Origin of the sequence: Micromonospora sp. NBC_01412 (assembly GCF_045040215.1) — a bacterium.
GTDB lineage: Bacteria > Actinomycetota > Actinomycetes > Mycobacteriales > Micromonosporaceae > Micromonospora > Micromonospora rubida.
Genome location: NZ_CP109528.1, coordinates 7,740,305 through 7,755,464 on the forward strand (window position 1 = coordinate 7,740,305; position 15,160 = coordinate 7,755,464).

13 protein-coding genes are annotated in these 15,160 nt (G+C 72.8%); 8 read left to right on the forward strand and 5 right to left on the reverse strand.

Translation table 11 applies throughout. The annotated features are described in order from the left end of the window. The first annotated feature begins 8 nt into the window (after positions 1-8). The 7 genes from OG617_RS33420 (at position 9) to OG617_RS33450 (ending at position 7,887) form a co-directional block, all read left to right on the forward strand. Entirely contained in the window at positions 9-1,562 is a 1,554-nt protein-coding gene (locus tag OG617_RS33420) for a sugar ABC transporter ATP-binding protein (RefSeq protein ID WP_405097065.1), read from the forward strand. Then, positions 1,559-2,593 (forward strand): ABC transporter permease, encoded by a 1,035-nt coding sequence (locus tag OG617_RS33425; protein ID WP_405097067.1) that lies wholly within the window; start codon positions 1,559-1,561, stop codon positions 2,591-2,593. Before OG617_RS33420 ends, OG617_RS33425 begins: the two co-directional genes overlap by 4 nt. Before the next feature lie 28 nt (positions 2,594-2,621). Further along, positions 2,622-3,608, forward strand: a complete 987-nt coding sequence (locus OG617_RS33430) for a sugar phosphate isomerase/epimerase family protein (protein ID WP_405097069.1) — start codon at positions 2,622-2,624, stop codon at positions 3,606-3,608. A 4-nt stretch (positions 3,609-3,612) separates the two neighbouring features. After that, positions 3,613-4,596, forward strand: a complete 984-nt coding sequence (locus tag OG617_RS33435) for a 1-phosphofructokinase family hexose kinase (RefSeq protein WP_396684318.1) — start codon at positions 3,613-3,615, stop codon at positions 4,594-4,596. Further along, a complete protein-coding gene (locus tag OG617_RS33440) occupies positions 4,593-5,936 on the forward strand; it encodes an L-fuculokinase (protein ID WP_405097071.1) in 1,344 nt (447 codons plus the stop codon). The genes OG617_RS33435 and OG617_RS33440 overlap by 4 nt, the downstream gene beginning before the upstream one ends. Beyond that, entirely contained in the window at positions 5,923-6,546 is a 624-nt protein-coding gene (gene eda / locus OG617_RS33445; protein ID WP_350885478.1) for a bifunctional 4-hydroxy-2-oxoglutarate aldolase/2-dehydro-3-deoxy-phosphogluconate aldolase, read from the forward strand. Before OG617_RS33440 ends, eda begins: the two co-directional genes overlap by 14 nt. Positions 6,547-6,864: 318 nt before the next feature. Then, positions 6,865-7,887 carry a fatty acid desaturase family protein gene (locus tag OG617_RS33450; protein WP_405097073.1) on the forward strand — a complete coding sequence of 341 codons (1,023 nt, stop codon included), beginning with the start codon at positions 6,865-6,867 and terminating at the stop codon, positions 7,885-7,887. Between the two features lie 53 nt (positions 7,888-7,940). Here the strand turns inward: OG617_RS33450 and OG617_RS33455 are convergent, their stop codons facing one another. The 5 genes from OG617_RS33455 to OG617_RS33475 all read right to left on the reverse strand — a co-directional run bounded on the left by OG617_RS33455 (position 7,941) and on the right by OG617_RS33475 (position 13,017). Beyond that, positions 7,941-9,473: a glycoside hydrolase family 130 protein gene (locus OG617_RS33455; protein WP_405097075.1), complete on the reverse strand. Its 1,533-nt coding sequence runs from the start codon at positions 9,471-9,473 to the stop codon at positions 7,941-7,943. Continuing rightward, positions 9,470-10,534 carry a glycosyltransferase gene (locus OG617_RS33460; protein ID WP_405097077.1) on the reverse strand — a complete coding sequence of 355 codons (1,065 nt, stop codon included), beginning with the start codon at positions 10,532-10,534 and terminating at the stop codon, positions 9,470-9,472. The genes OG617_RS33455 and OG617_RS33460 overlap by 4 nt, the downstream gene beginning before the upstream one ends. Beyond that, positions 10,531-11,667, reverse strand: a complete 1,137-nt coding sequence (locus tag OG617_RS33465; protein WP_405097079.1) for a glycosyltransferase — start codon at positions 11,665-11,667, stop codon at positions 10,531-10,533. Before OG617_RS33465 ends, OG617_RS33460 begins: the two co-directional genes overlap by 4 nt. 166 nt (positions 11,668-11,833) lie before the next feature. Then, positions 11,834-12,847 carry a glycosyltransferase family 4 protein gene (locus OG617_RS33470; protein ID WP_405097081.1) on the reverse strand — a complete coding sequence of 338 codons (1,014 nt, stop codon included), beginning with the start codon at positions 12,845-12,847 and terminating at the stop codon, positions 11,834-11,836. Beyond that, entirely contained in the window at positions 12,844-13,017 is a 174-nt protein-coding gene (locus tag OG617_RS33475) for a hypothetical protein (protein WP_396684305.1), read from the reverse strand. The genes OG617_RS33470 and OG617_RS33475 overlap by 4 nt, the downstream gene beginning before the upstream one ends. A 769-nt stretch (positions 13,018-13,786) precedes the next feature. On the opposite strand from OG617_RS33475, the gene OG617_RS33480 reads away from it, so the two are divergent. Continuing rightward, positions 13,787-15,019 carry a S8 family peptidase gene (locus OG617_RS33480; RefSeq protein WP_405097083.1) on the forward strand — a complete coding sequence of 411 codons (1,233 nt, stop codon included), beginning with the start codon at positions 13,787-13,789 and terminating at the stop codon, positions 15,017-15,019. The last annotated feature ends 141 nt before the right edge of the window (positions 15,020-15,160 follow it).

A 15,160-nucleotide genomic window follows, 5' to 3' on the forward strand; every position in this document is an offset into this window, starting at 1 on the left:
ACCACCTCATGGAACCGACTAACCATGTGGACGACGTCAGGCCGGCGGCCCTCGCGGCCGCCGGCCTGACAAAGTCGTTCGGCGCGGTCAGGGCGCTACGCGACGTGTCGCTGGAGTTCCCGGCCGGTCAGGTCACCGGCCTGCTCGGGGAGAACGGCGCCGGCAAGTCCACCCTCATCCGCCTGTGCTCCGGTCAGATGCAGCCCGACGCCGGCCGGCTCACCCTCAACGGCGAGGACGTCTCCTTCGCGAGCCCGCTGGAGGCGATCGCCGCCGGAGTGGTGGTCGTGAACCAGGAGCCGCTACTCATCGGCGAACTGACCATTGCCGACAACCTGTTCCTCTACGACCTCGGTGAGCGCTCCGGGTTCGGCCTGGCCCGGCGCGGGGCGAACGTCCAGCGGGCCCGCGAGCTGCTCGACCGACTGGAGATGGCCGACTACCTGCCCGACCCGTCGACGCTGTGCCGCAACCTGTCGGCGGCGTCCCGGCAGATGGTCGACATCGTCCGGGCGCTCTCCCGCCAGCCCAAGGTCCTCTTCCTCGACGAGCCCAACTCCAGCCTGACGCACGAGGAGTCCGAGCGGCTCTTCGCGGTGATGGCCCGGCTGCGCGACGAGGGCGTCGCGGTCGTCCTCGTCAGCCACCGGCTGGCCGAGGTCTACTCGATCGTCGACAACGTGATCGTGCTGCGCGACGGCGCGTTCATCGCCGCCGGTCCGCCCGGCGACCTCCACCAGCAGCGCGCCGTCGCGTTGATGGCCGGCGAACGGAAGCGGGCGGTCGTGGCGGAGGTCATGGCCGACCGGAGCGGGGCGATCGAACAGGCCGAGCTGGCACTCGAACTGCGCGGCCTGACCGGCGACGGCTTCACCGACGTCAGCTTCGCGGTGCGCCGCGGTGAGATCGTCGGGATGTCCGGGCTCGTCGGCGCGGGCCGTTCCGAGATCGCCGAGGCCGTGATCGGGCTGCGCCGCCTCACCGGCGGTGGCATCAGCGTCGCCGGCCGGCCCGTGCGGATCCCCGGACCCGGCGCGGCCCAGCGGCTCGGCCTCGCCTACGTCGCGGAGGAACGCCGTACCGAGGTCTTCCACGCCCAGAGCGTCGGCTACAACCTCACCGTCCGGGTGCTGTCGACCCTGGGTCGGCTCGGCTGGGTCTCCCCCCGCCGGACCAACGCGAAGGCGCGCGAACTGACCGGGCGCTTCGGCGTCAAGGCCGCCTCCAGCGAGGCGCCCATCACCTCGCTGTCCGGCGGAAACCAGCAGAAGGTGCTGCTCGCGCGGGCCCTCGCGGCCCGGCCGAAGGTGCTGATCCTCGACGAGCCGACGCGTGGCGTCGACGTCGGCACCAAGGCCGAGATCTACGCGACGCTGCGCGCACTGGCCCACGACGAGGGCCTGGCGGTGTGGTTCATCTCGTCCGAACTCGAGGAGGTCGTCGAGCTGGCCGACCGCGTGGTCGTCGTCCGTGGTGGACGCGTGACCCTCGATGCCCCGAACAACGCCGGACCCCAGCCCATCGTCGCCGCGGCCATGGGCGCGACCGAAGGATCAACATGAGTGCCACTCTCGCCCCCCAGAGGCAGGAGCGCTCCTGGAAGGAGGGCGTCCTGTCACTCGTCAAGCGCCAGGAGACCGGGCTGCTTGGCGTGATCATCGTGCTGGCCCTGATCGTCAGCGTGGCGAACGAGAACTTCCTCCGCAAGGACAACCTGTACAACGTCCTGCAGACGGTGGTCGTGGTCGGCATCATCGCCGTCGGGCAGACGTTCGTCCTGATCGCCAAGGAGATCGACCTCTCGGTCGGCTCGGTGCTGGCCCTCTCGGCGGTAACCGCCGGCTCGGTCTACGGCAGCGGGGCCAACCCGTGGGTGGCCGCGGCCGTGGGCATCGGCGTCGGCGCGCTGTGCGGTCTCGCCATCGGATCCGTGGTCGTGCTCGGCCGGGTCAGCTCGTTCATCGTGACCCTCGGCATGCTCTCCATCGCGCGTGGACTGACCCAGCTCATCACCGGCGGCCTGCCGCAGGCGATGCCGAGCGAGCTGTCCTTCATCGGCCAGGGCCGGGTCTTCGGCGGCATCCCGGTGAGCGTCATCATCTTCCTGGTACTGGTCCTGCTCGGCCAGCTCCTGCTCACCCGCACCGTCTTCGGCCTGCGGGTCACCGCCATCGGTGACAACGACGCCGCCGCCCGTACCGGTGGCATCCCGGTGGCGTGGACCCGGGTGCTCACCTTCGTCCTGATCGGCACGCTCGCCGGCATCGCCGGGATCGTCTTCTCCACCCAGGTCGGCGTGGCCGAGGCCCAGGCCGGCATGGGCTACGAACTGGACGTCATCGCGGCGGCCGTCATCGGCGGCGCCAGCCTCTCCGGCGGCCGGGGATCGATCATCGGCGCCTTCCTGGGCGCCTGCCTGCTGGGCGTCCTGCGCAACGCGTTCATCCTGCTGGCCCTGTCGCCGTTCCTGCAGCAGCTCAGCATCGGTCTGGTGATCGTCCTGGCGGCGGTGTTCGACCAGTGGCGTCAGGGGAACCTGGGGCACCTGCACCCGCGCAACCTCCGCCAGAAGTTCGTCCGCCGCAAGGCCTGACCTCCGCTTCCGCGAAAGGACCCGCACCATGAAACCTCAACCCTTCCGCCTCCACGACCAGCGGGTCGTCCGGGCGTTCGTCGGGGCCCGTCGGGGCCACACCCCGACGGAGCCGAGGCTGAAGTTCGGCTGGAGCAACTGGGGGTTCGGCACCGAGGAGCTGGCCGCGACTGCGGCGCGGCTGGAGAAGAACGACGTGCGGTACATCGAGCTGCACGGCAACCTCTACTCCCCCGACCTCGGATACCGGCCCGACGAGACGCTGCGGGTGCTCGGCGAGCACGGCATCACCGTCTCCGGGGTCTGCGGCATGGTCACCCCCGACCAGGAGTTCGCCCACAACCTGCCGCACGTGCGGGCCCGCGCCATCGAGTACTTCCGCCGCCAGGCGACGTTCACCCAGGCGGTCGGCGGCTCGTACCTGCTCTTCGGTGCCGGTTCGGTCGGCCGGCCCACGGTCCAGGACTCCTACGAGCTGGAGCGTTCCGCGCAGACCATGCGGCTCGTGGCCGACGACTTCGCCGCCGCCGGCATCCGGGGCGCGGTCGAGCCCATCCGGCCCGAGGAGACCAGCGTGGTGCACACCTTCGCGCAGGCGCTGCGGCTGCTCGACCTGGTGGACCACCCGGCGATCGCGCACATCAACGGCGATCTCTACCACATGCTCAGCGGCGAGCGGCACATCGGCGCCACGATCCTCGACCACGGCGACCGCATGATCAACCTGCACCTGGCGGACAGCAACCGCCACGCCCTCGGCCACGGCCTGCTCGACCTCGACGTGGTGCTGATGGCGCTGTACGCCATCGGCTACCAGCGGGGCGACAACTACTGCTCGGCGGAGCCTCTCGGCGCCGGCGGCAACCCCTACGCCGCGATGAACCTGCCGCCGCAGCCCGAGCGGCTCGACGAGATGGTGCGCGACACCGTGCGGACCTTCCGCGAGCGCGAGGACGAGGTGCTGGGCGCGAGCGACGAGGAGCTCTACGCCCTCTACCAGATCGACTCCGAGTAGTCCGATGCCGGCGTTCACGCTGCACGTCGTGTGTCCCAACCCGGCCCTCGACCGGCTTCAGGTGGTGGAGCGGTTCCGGCCGTTCGAGGTCAACCGGGTGGTCGAGGTACGCAGTCTGCCCGGCGGCAAGGGCCTGATCGTCTGTCGGGGCGCCCGTCGCCTCGGCGCCACCGTCACGGCGCACGGCTTCGTCGGCGGTCCCGTCGGCCAGGTGATCCGTGACGGCTGCGGCGAGCTCGGCGTGCTCGACCGGCACGTCGGGATCGCCGGTGAGACCAGGGTGACGCCGGTCGTGATCGACCGGAGCACCGGTCGTTCGACGGTGCTCAACGAACGGGGCCCGCAGGTCAGCGCCGGTGAACAGGAACAACTGCTCGCCGGACTCGACGCGACGGTGCGCCCGGGTGACGTCGTGGTCTCCACGGGCAGCCTGCCGCCGGGCTGCGCCGCCGACCTGCACGCCCGGGTCGCCCGGCTGGCGCTCGCCCGGGGCGCGACGGCGCTCGTCGACGCGCACGGCGAGCCCCTGGCCCGGGTCGTCGACGACGCCCGGGCCAGCCGACCCGTGGGTCGGCTCGTGGTCAAACCCAACGCCGAGGAGCTGGCCGGCGTACTGGGCCGGCCGCTGCCGGACCGGGCCGCCACCACGGCCGCCGTACGCGCCCTGCACGGCCAGACCGGCGCCACCTTCGTGGTGACCCTCGGCACCGACGGGGCGGTCTGGACCGACGGCGCCGACGACCTGGCGGTGGACACCCCGACGGTCGAGACGGTCAACGCGACCGGCTCCGGTGACTCCTTCCTGGCCGGCCTCGCGGTCGCCCTGGGCCAGGGCGAGAGCCCGGCGGCGGCCCTGACCCTGGCCTCGGCCATGGGGGCCGCGAACGCCGCCTCACTCGCACCCGACGTCGACCCGGTGCTGGTCGGGCGGCTGCGGGAGAGGGTGACGGTGACCCGGGGGGCGACCGGACGGGCGGCCCACGGATGAGCCAGTTCATCGGCGTCGACATCGGCACCACGCGGACGAAGGTCGGTTGCTACGACACAGACGCCGGCCGGCTGGTCGCGCTCCGGCACGCACCCACCGTCGTTCACCCCGACCCGTGGGGCGGCCGGCGGGACGCCAACCGACTCGCGGCGGCGGTCGGCGACCTGCTGGCCCAACTGCTGGCCGACCCGGCGGTACGGCCCGACGACCTCGCCGGGATCAGCGTCGGATCGGTCGGTGAGGAGGTCGTGCTGCTCGCCGCCGACGGCACCGTCACCGCGCCGGTGCTCGCCTGGTTCGCCGGGCACGGCCAGCAGGCCAAGACGGCCCTGGGCGCCGACAGCGACTGGGCCGGCACGGACGAGACCTTCTCGGTGTTCAAGCTGCGCTGGCTGGCCGAGCACCTGCCCGACGAGTTGGCGGCGGCGCGCACCTTCACCTCGCTCGCCGACTTCGTCGCCCGGGACCTGCTCGCCGACCGTACGGCCCCGGTGTTCCTCAACGTCTCGCACGCCTCGCGTACCGGGCTGCTCGACATCCGCGCGGGCCTGCTGCGTACGGACGTGCTGCCGGACCTCGGCCTGGCCACGCTGGCGCTGCCCGACCTGATCGACAGCGCCACCGTGGTGGGCCGTACCTCGGGCGGCGGCGTGCTGCCGGCGGGGGTCCCCGTGGTCGCCGGCGGCCACGACCACATGTGCGGCGCCTTCGGCACCGGCGTCCGCACCGCCGGCGACGTGTACGTGTCGGTCGGCACCTCAGAGGCGCAGGTGCTGCTGGTCGACGAACTGCCCGACGTGGTCGGACCGGGCCTCGACACGGGGATCTTCGTGGCGGGCGGCCTGCGTTTCGTGCACCGCGCCACCCCGTCCGGCCGGTACTACCAGGCCTGGCACGACATGCTCTATTCCGGCGTCCCCGACGCGACGTTGTGGGTGGAGCTGGCCCACGTCGTCGATGAGGTCGCCCCGGCGGTGGTCGAGGCCGACGTGCGCCGCGCCCGACTGGCCGCCATGCCGATGGAGGTCACCCGCGCTCACGCGATGGCCAGCCTGCTGAAGGGACTCGCGGTGGAGGCCGAGGCGACGACCGCGCGGCTGGGCCGTCTCGGCGCCGTCGAGATCGCCGACGTCACCGTCGGAGGGGTGGCCGCCGGCTGGCAGACGTGGCGCCGGCTGCGCCAGGAGGCCACCCGCCGCCGACTGAGATTCGTGGACGAGCCCGAGGCGACCGTTCTCGGCGTCGCCGTCCTCGCCCAGTTCGGTGTCACCGGCCGGGCCGACGTCCCGGTGCACCTGACCACCGCCGAAACCCCAGGGGGAAACCATGAACACGCCTGAGTTGCTGCGCACGCACCGCCTGGTTCCGGTCGTCGTCCTCGACGACGCCGCGTCGGCCGAACCGCTGGCCGACGCGCTGGCGACCGGGGGCCTGCCGATCGCCGAGGTCACCTTCCGCACCCCGGCGGCGGCCGAGGCGATCGCCCGGATGGCCGCCCACGGCGGCGTCACGGTCGGCGCGGGCACGGTCACCACCCCCGACCAGGTGGACGCGGCGGTGCGGGCCGGTGCGCGGTTCGTCGTGTCGCCCGGGTTCAGCGCGGCCGTCGTCCGCCGGTGCCAGGAGCACGGGATCTTCGTGCTGCCGGGCGCGAGCACCGCGACGGAGGTCATGACGGCCCTCGAAGCGGGGGTCACGGTGCTCAAGTTCTTCCCCGCCGGCAGCTCCGGCGGGGCCGCGGCGGTGTCCGCCCTGTCCGCGCCGTTCCGTCAGGTCTCCTTCGTGCCGACCGGCGGCATCGACGCCGACTCGGCTGCCGACTACCTCGCGCTGCCGTCGGTCCTCGCCGTGGGCGGTAGCTGGATGGTGCCCCGTGCGGCGATCGCGGCCGGCGAGTTCGACCGCGTCGCGGACCTGGTGGCCGCCAGCGTGGCGGCCGTCGCGCGCTGAACCCGTCCCGCTCGCGCAATAAAACCCAAACCGCCCTGGCCTGCTCGCCGATCGGACGAGACTGGAGGTGCAGAGGCACGAGAATCAGCTGGTGAACGGCCGGGAGGGAGCACGCCGTGACATCCGGATCGATGAGCCAACGGATCAAGGAACTACTCAACAGCCCCAGAGGGCGTGATCTGATGCGGCGTGGCCGCCACCAGGCGGCCAAACCCGGCACTCAGCAGAAGCTTCAACAGTTGGTGGCCCGCCTGACCGGCCGGTCGGGCCGGCGCCGCTGAGTCAGCCGGCGGACAGGGACCAGCGGGAGCAGCCACTATGAGCGACACCAGCCTTGGCACCAACCGTCAGCGAGGCAGCGACTACGCCGACCTGTCCCGACAGGTCCGCGCGGAGGGTCTACTCGGCCGACGGCGGGGCTACTACGCGGTACGCATCGGTCTCGTCGTCGGTTGCTACGCCGGGCTGTGGGCCCTGTTCGGCCGGTTGGGTGAATCGTGGTGGCAGCTGGGCGTAGCGGTGGCCCTCGCGGTGGTGTTCGCGCAGGCCGCGTTCATCGGCCACGACGCCGGGCACCGGCAGATAGCCCACTCGCGCCGGGTGAACGACCTGATCGGCATCGTGCACGGCAACCTCCTGACCGGGATCAGCTTCGGCTGGTGGGTGGACAAGCACAACCGGCACCACGCCCACCCCAACACCGAGGGCAGAGACCCCGACATCACCATGGCGGCCTTGTCCTTCACCACCGGCCAGGCCCGGCGACGACGCGGCCTCGGCGCACTGCTCGTCCGTCACCAGGCGTACCTGTTCTTCCCGATGCTCCTGCTGGAGGGCCTGCACCTGCACGCCGCCAGCGTCCGGGCGGTCTTCGGCCAGCGCCGCACCGCGCGTCGACCCGCCGAGGCCGGGCTGCTGGCCCTGCACTTCGGCGGCTACCTCGCCGCCGTGTTCCTGGTCCTGAGCCCGGCACAGGCGATCGTGTTCGTCCTCGTCAACCAGGGCGTTCTCGGCCTCTACCTCGGCTCCTCCTTCGCCCCGAACCACAAGGGCATGCCGATCCTCAGCGCCGAGGACGACCTCGACTACCTGCGGCGGCAGGTCCTCACCTCCCGCAACGTCCGCGGCGGGGCGTTCCTCGACACCGTGCTCGGCGGCCTGAACTACCAGATCGAGCATCACCTGTTCCCGAGCATGCCGCGCCCCAACCTCCGCCAAGCCCGGCCGTTGATCATGCGGTTCTGCGCCGAACACGACATCGCCTACCACGAAACCACCCTGGGCCGCTCCTGGGCGGAGGCACTGCGCCACCTGCGCGACGTCGGATCGGATGCCCCGTAGCCGGACGTCGCAGCGGCTGCGGCCACTAGACCGATGTCGCAGCCGCTGCGCCACTACACGCGGGAGCCGTCTCCGGGCGGCCGCTGAGCGGGACTCCCCCGCCGGCCGTCGGGCGGTGGTGGGAGTTCGACCATCGCCGCGATGAGCGCGTCCACCGGCACGGTGGCGAAACCGACCCGGGCGTCGCTGGCCCCGTACGGCAGCCACAGCAGGCCGGAGTGGACGAGCCCACCGCAGGAGTAGACGACGTTGGGCACATACCCGTCGCGTTCGGCCTCGTCCGGCGCCAGGAGCGCGCCGGGGAGCTCGGCGAGGACCCGTTCCGGTCGGTCCAGGTCGAGCAGGAGGGCGCCGATGGCGTACCGGCGCATCGGGCCGACGCCGTGGGTGAGCACGAGCCACCCGGCGTCGGTCTCGATGGGTGATCCGCAGTTGCCGACCTGGATCAGTTCCCAGCTGCGGCCGGGGGCGTGCAGCTGCACCGGCGCCTGCCACCGGTTGTCGCCGTCCAGGCAGGTCAGCCCGATGGTCTCGCCGTCGGCGCGGCACAGGGCGAGGTGTCGGCCGCCGACGGTACGGGGGAACAGCGCGACACCCTTGTTGCGGGCGCCCGGGCCGCGCATCGGGGTGATCTCGAAGCGACGCAGGTCGCGGCTGGCCAGTGCCCTGGTGGCGATGCGCCGGCCGTCGTAGGCGGTGTAGGTGGCCCGGTACACCGGCCCGGACTCGTCGACGAACCTGACGAACCGGGCGTCCTCCATGCCGTTGCTCTCCGCCGGGGTGGCCGGCCAGAGCACCCGTTGATGCAGGCTGGTGTCGGCGGGGAAGGCCACGGCGTAGCTGGCGGCGTTGGTGCGTCGCAGTTGTTCGACGATGCCGGGCGCGCTGCCGCGGGAGAGCAGGTCGGGCGGGAGGCCGGCGAGGGTCCGCTCGAAGGTGGCCTCGTCGTAGCGTTCGGGCAGGGAGTCCAGCACGGTGGCGGAGACCTCGTTGTCACAGTCGTCCTCGGCCAGTCCGGCGGCGAGCAGGTCCCGGCGGCGCCGTACGGCGACCTGCTGCCCGACGACGAGCGGGCCGGGGCGACCGGCGACGACGAGCCGGTCGTCGGGTCCGAGCACGGCGCTGGCGAACCCGATCGAGGACAGGTGTCCCTCGCCGATCTGGCGCAGGCTGATCGCGACCCGCAGCTGTCCCGGTTCCAGGCCGTCCTGGTCGGGGTGGACCACCATCGACGGGTTGCACAGCGCGGCGGACTCCACCGCGTACTCGTGGCTGAAGTAGGCGCCGACCAGGAGACGGGTGGTGGGGGAAAGGTCCCGGGCCCGGGGCGCCCGGTGCCGGACGAGGTCGTAGTGGTGCTGGAACGTGCCGGCCAGGTCACGGTGCCGGCCACCGAATCGGTGGAGGGTGTCCCGCAGCAGCCGGCCGGTCTCCTCGTCGTCGAGGCGGGCGACGCGGTCGATGAGCGCCTGCGCGCGGGTACGGGCCACGGCGGCGTCCTCGCCGGGCACGAAGAGCTTGACGACGACCCGGCTCGGGTCCGGACTCAGGGTGAGGTTCTGCCGGACGGCCAGGTTCGGGGTCACGACCACCGCCGCGCGTGCTGCAGGGTGGAGATCAGCGCGAGGGTGGACTCGGCACCCTGGTTGAGGTTGGGTCCGTGCGGGGTCAACCCGTCGTATCCGCCGCCGGTGGCCGGATCCCACATCGGCGTGCCGACGTCGTTGTCGCCGAGGAACCAGCCGACGGCCTGCCGCACCCCGACGTCCCAGACCGGGTCGCCGGTGACCGAGCCGGCCGTGGCGCAGGCGTCGGCGAAGGCGGCGACCTCGATCGGCTGCTGGTCGTGGCGGAGCCGCGCCGCACCACGCCCCCAGCCGGCAGCCGGTACGACCGACAGCCGCCCGTCGCGCAGTTGGACGTCGCGCAGCCAGGCCAGCATCCGGAGGCCGCCGTCGAGCAGGGGGCCGTCGTGGCGTAGTTGGCTGGCGGCGATGACGACCTCCGCGAGGGCCGCGCTGGCGTAGGTCAGGCGCGGCTGGGGCCAGGGCCATCCCGGCTCCGCCGACGGGGTGCCGACCGTGGCGGCCGCGTCGGCCAGCAGCGCGGCCGCGGCGGCGTGGGTGGGGTGACGGCGCAGCACCTCGGCGGCGCCGAGCCCGGCGAAGGCCATCGCGTGCGGGGCGGGGCTGCGCCGCACGGCACCCGCGCTGAAGGCGACGAGCGCCTCCTCCCGGATCCAGGCCGCGGGGCTGCGGGCGGCGGCGGTACCCAGGCCCCACAGGGCCCGTCCCCACCAGTCGCCGAGCCCGGGCCGGTCGGCCCAGCGCCGGTCGTAACCGAGCCGGTTGTGGAAGGCGCCGCGGGCGTCCTGCGCGTGGGTCAGGAAGGCGAGGTAGCACTCCGCGAGCCGGAGCACCGCGCCGGTCGGCTCCGGCTCCCGGCTCGTGACGAGCAGACCCCGGGCGACGTCGTCGGTGCAGTAGCCGTGTTCCCGGCGGACGATGGCGTGCCGGGCGTGTTCGAACAGGCCGGTGTCGTCGCTCAACCGGGCCAGATGAGCGAAGCTCGGCGCGGGCGCGCTCAGGCGGCGGTCGGGCGGCGGGCTGCCGGCCCTCGTGGCGGGACGGCCTCCGGTCAGGGTCACGCCGCCGCCGCGCTGACCACCGGCGGGCGGGCGGTGGTGAGCCGTTCCGCGAGGGCGTCGTACCGGGCCGCCACGGCCGGCCAGCGCAGCTCCGCGGCCGCCGGCCGGACGCGGCCGGCCAGCCGGGCGGCCAGGCCGGGCTCGGTCAGGATCCGCCGGATCGCCTTGGCCAGCGCCACCGGATTGCCATGGGGTACGAGCAGGCCGGGCCCCTGGGTGAGCAACTCGACGGCGTGCGGGAACGGCGTGGCCACGACGGGAACCCCGGCGGCCACCGCTTCGACGAGGACCCCGGAGGTGACCTGCTCACGGGAGTCGTACGGCAGCAGGACCACGTCGGCGGAGCGGATCAGCGCGCCGAGCGCGGCCGGGTCGTGGTACTCCGACTGGTAGTCCACGGTGTGCGCGACACCCAGCTGCGCACCGAGCTGGTGCAGTCCCGCCCGGTACGCCTCCCCATGGTGTTCGATCACCTTCGGGTGGGTCCGGCCGGCGACGGTGAAGGTGGGGGTCGGGTCGAGGTCCTGCAACCGGGCGAGGGCCCGCAACGACCACTCGATGCCCTTGCCGGGGCCGAGCAGCCCCCAGGTGAGCAGGTGCGGACGGGTACGGCGTGGGGCGGAAAGGCCGGCGTGGTCGTCGGCGCCGTGCGGGATGACCGTGACCTTCGCCGGTTCCACGCGGTAACCGACGAGAAGCCGGTCGCGGGCCGTTTCGGTCATCGTGACGACTGCCCCGGCCTCGGCGACGACCTGCTCCAGCAGGGACTTCTGCCCGGCGGTGGGGTTGCTGAGCACGGTGTGCAGGACCACGATGCTCGGCACGGCGAGCTGGCGCAGCAGCGGCAGAACCTCCCGGCCGTCGGCGCCGGGGTAGATCCCGTACTCGTGCTGGACGATCGCCACGTCGAAGGCGTTCAGGGCGGCGGCGGCCTCCCGCCAGCCCGCCGGGGCGTCCGCCGCCCAGGTGTGCACGACGTCGGGCAGGGCACGCTGGTCGTCGCCCCTGCCGGTGAGCCGTACGACTCCCCCGCGGGTGCCGCCGGCGGTCAGGTGTGCGGCCAGGAGGGAGTTGAAGCTGGCCAGTCCGCACCGGGTCGGTGGGTGGGTGCTGAGGAAACCGTAGCTGGGCATGGCTTGGGCCTTTCGGTTGTGGGCCGCCGCCCGAGGAACAGGAGGCGTGCCCCGCGCCGGTGACAGCGCACGCGGACGGCGTGGGTGGCCGGCGGAAGGGGCCCGGGTCCGGGCCGCCGCGGGTGCGGGGTCCGGTTCGTCAGGGCTCGTCAGTCGTTCAGCGGGTTCAGCGCTGTGGACGGCCGATGAGGTCGTTGTAGACCGCGAGGTAGTCGTCGACCATCCGGTCCGCGTCGAAGCGCTGGCGCGCCCGCTCCCAGCACCCGGCCCGGTCGATCTTCGCGACCGTGGCGACGGCGTCGACGGCCTGCTCGACGGTGTTCACGAGCAGGCCGGTCACCCCCTCGTCGACGACTTCCGGCATGGACCCGCGCGCGTACGCGACGACCGGCGTGCCGCACGCCATCGACTCCACCACCGACAGGCCGAACGGCTCGTCGAAGGCGATCGGGTGCAACAGGGCGGCGCTGGCGCCCAGGATCTCCGCGCGCCGTCGGGGGCCCACCGAGCCGAGGAAGATGACCCGTTCGCCGTCGATGTGCGGTGCCACCAGTTCGGTGAAGTACCGCTCGTCCTGCACGATGCCGCAGATCGTCAGGGGCCGGCCGGCGAGCCGGGCGATCTCGATGGCGGTGTGGGTGCCCTTGTCGGGGTGGATCCGCCCGAAGGCGACCAGGCCGGGGCCGGCCTCCGGGGTGAACGGCAGCCCGGTCATGTCCACGCCGTGGTGCACCGTGGCGACGTAGTCGAGCCCGGCGACCCGGTCGGCGTCGGAGATCGACACGTAGGACGACCGGGCCTTGGCGTACGCGGGCAGGATGCCGGCGCCGGAGAAGCCGTGGACGGTGGTGAGCAGCGGGGCGCGGCAGTGCTCGGCGAAGGCCAGCGGCAGCCAGTCGAGGTGGTTGTGCACCAGGTCGAACTCCGCCGAGCGGGCGAACGCGTGCGAGACGTGCATCGCCTCCCACACCCGCCCGTCCATCGACGGCTCGTCGGCGTACCCCCGCGGGCAGACGCCGTCGAGGGTGGCGGAGGTGACCGAGTCCAGCGTCGCGAATAGTGTCACGTCCACCCCGCGGGTGGTCAGCCCTTCGGCCAGCAGGCCCGTCACCTGCTCCCAGGGGCCGTAGTGGTGCGGCGGTGTCCGCCACGCCACCGGCCCGAGCAGAGCGACCCTCACGGGGATGACGCCTCGGCGAGCTCGGCCGGATCGAGACGCAGCGTCACGAGCAGCCCGGTGTGCTTGGCGGGGTCCACCCATTCCGGCAGCTCATGCTCGACCCAGTCGGCTCTGGCGTGCTGGTCCCGCCCGCGAAGGGCGTCGACAATCCGGTGCCGTGCGATCCTCATCGTCTGCTCCCTTTGTTGAACCGTGGGTACGGCCGTGGCCCCCTCCCGGCTCGGAGGGGGCAGCGGTGTGGAAGGCGGTGGGCCCCGTCTCGGTGGGCCCACGAATCTCCAGGTTGACCGAGGGGCCACCGGTCAGGGTGGTCGCTGTCGCGACGGAGCTGGGCGTTGCTCACTGCCCGTCAGGGGTTGGCGGCGGCGGAACTGGCGGGGCCACCGGGGACCCGGGCGACATGGCAACCGTACGCCTCATCCGGCAGGAGGGCGTCCTTGGTCCGTTTCCTTCCCGGTTGCGCGCGTCGTTCGGGGTGGAGACGAGCAGGTGCGGTGGACGATGTGACCAGGATCTCGCTCGTCGAGTGGCGCAGCGTCCGCGCCTCGGGTTGTCGAGCGTCCAGGGCTTTGGTCGACGTCCTCAGCGGGACGCGGCGGGGTGTGAGCCGTCAAGGAACACCTGGAGGCGCCGCCCGGTCGCGGTTTGATGATCAGGACGGCAGAACGGCCACAGGGTCTTCGCGGACCTGGTTCCGATCCATGATCACCGACTGCCGAAACGCGCAGTCGCCCGACCACTCAACGCCTACCATAGATTCATTTCGATCAGTACACTCGTACCTGGTCAGCCGAGCCACGACCGGCGTGATCGCCAGCCCGGGAACGGGTTCGCCGAAGCGCCTGCCGCACCTGGCTCCCACCTTCTGATCAGCACCGTCGTCCCACCGGCTCCGAGGCGATCCCACCCCGGGGCCGGTCCCATCCGGTGAGGAGAAGAATGACCAGTTCACGCGTGCGGGGTCGGGTGCTCGCCTTCGCCCTGGCGACCGCCCTGAGCGCCGCAGTGCTCCCGGGCGGACAGGCAGCCGCCGGGACTGCCACCGAGGGAACCATCCGCCACGCCGGCACCGCCGACGCCGTACCGGGCAGCTACCTCGTCGTGCTCCGGGAGGCCCCGGTCCGCGCGTCGGTGGGGGCGGACGCCGCCGCCGAGGTCACCGAGGCCGCCGACCGGCTGCGGGCCCGCTACGGGGGCACCGTCGGCCACGTCTACGGCAGCGCCGTGGCCGGATTCGAGGTACGGCTCACGGAGCGGGCCGCCCGCCGCCTCGCGGCCGACCCGGCGGTGTCATACGTGGAACAGAACCGGGTCACGCCGCTGATCGGCCCCGGCGTGCAGATCAATCCGCCGTCGTGGGGACTGGACCGGATCGACCAGCGGAACCTGCCGCTCGACGGCCGGTACGCCTACCCGAACACCGCGCACAACGTGCACGTGTACGTCGCCGACACCGGCGTCCGGGCCACCCACACGGACTTCGCCGGCCGGGTCAGCGGCGGGATCGACCTCGTCGACGGCGCCCTTCCCGCGGACGACTGCAACGGCCACGGCACCCACCTGGCCGGCACGATCGGCGGCACCCGCTACGGGGTGGCCAAGGAGGTCCAGATCCACCCGGTCCGGGTGCTCAACTGCACCGGCAGCGGCACCACCGCCACGGTGATCGCCGGGATCGACTGGATCACGGCGAACGCCCTCCGGCCGGCGGTCGTGGAGCTGGCCATCGGCGGGCCGGTCACCACCGCCCTGGACGCGGCGGTGACCAACTCCATCAATCGAGGGATCACCTACGTCACCGCCGGGGGCAGCTCGGGCGGGAACGCCTGCAACAACTCGCCCGGCCGGGTACCGGGCGCATTGACCGTGGTGGGCACCTCGTCCACCGATGCCCGGATGCCGAACGGCAACTACGGCAGCTGCATCGACATGTTCGCCCCGGGGGCGAACATCTCGTCCACGTGGTACACCGGCGACTCCGCGACCGCCACGATCAGCGGCGGCTCGGCGGCCTCGGCCCACGTGGCCGGCTGCGCCGCGCTGGCCCTGTCGGCCAACCCGGGCTGGACCCCGGCCCAGGTCGCCAGCTACCTGGTCGGCCGGTCGACCACCGGAGTCGTCACCGGCGTCGTCGCCGGTACCCCGAACCGTCTGCTCTACTGCGGCCCGTGAATCCGGGCCGCCCATCAGGCGCCACAGGCTCGTCGGCCGGTGCGGGTCGGCGGCCTGTCCGGCTCGACGGGCTGCGCGGGGTCAGCTGGCTGCGCGGGGTCGGCTGCTGCGCGGCTCGACGGCCGGCGCGGCTCGACGGGC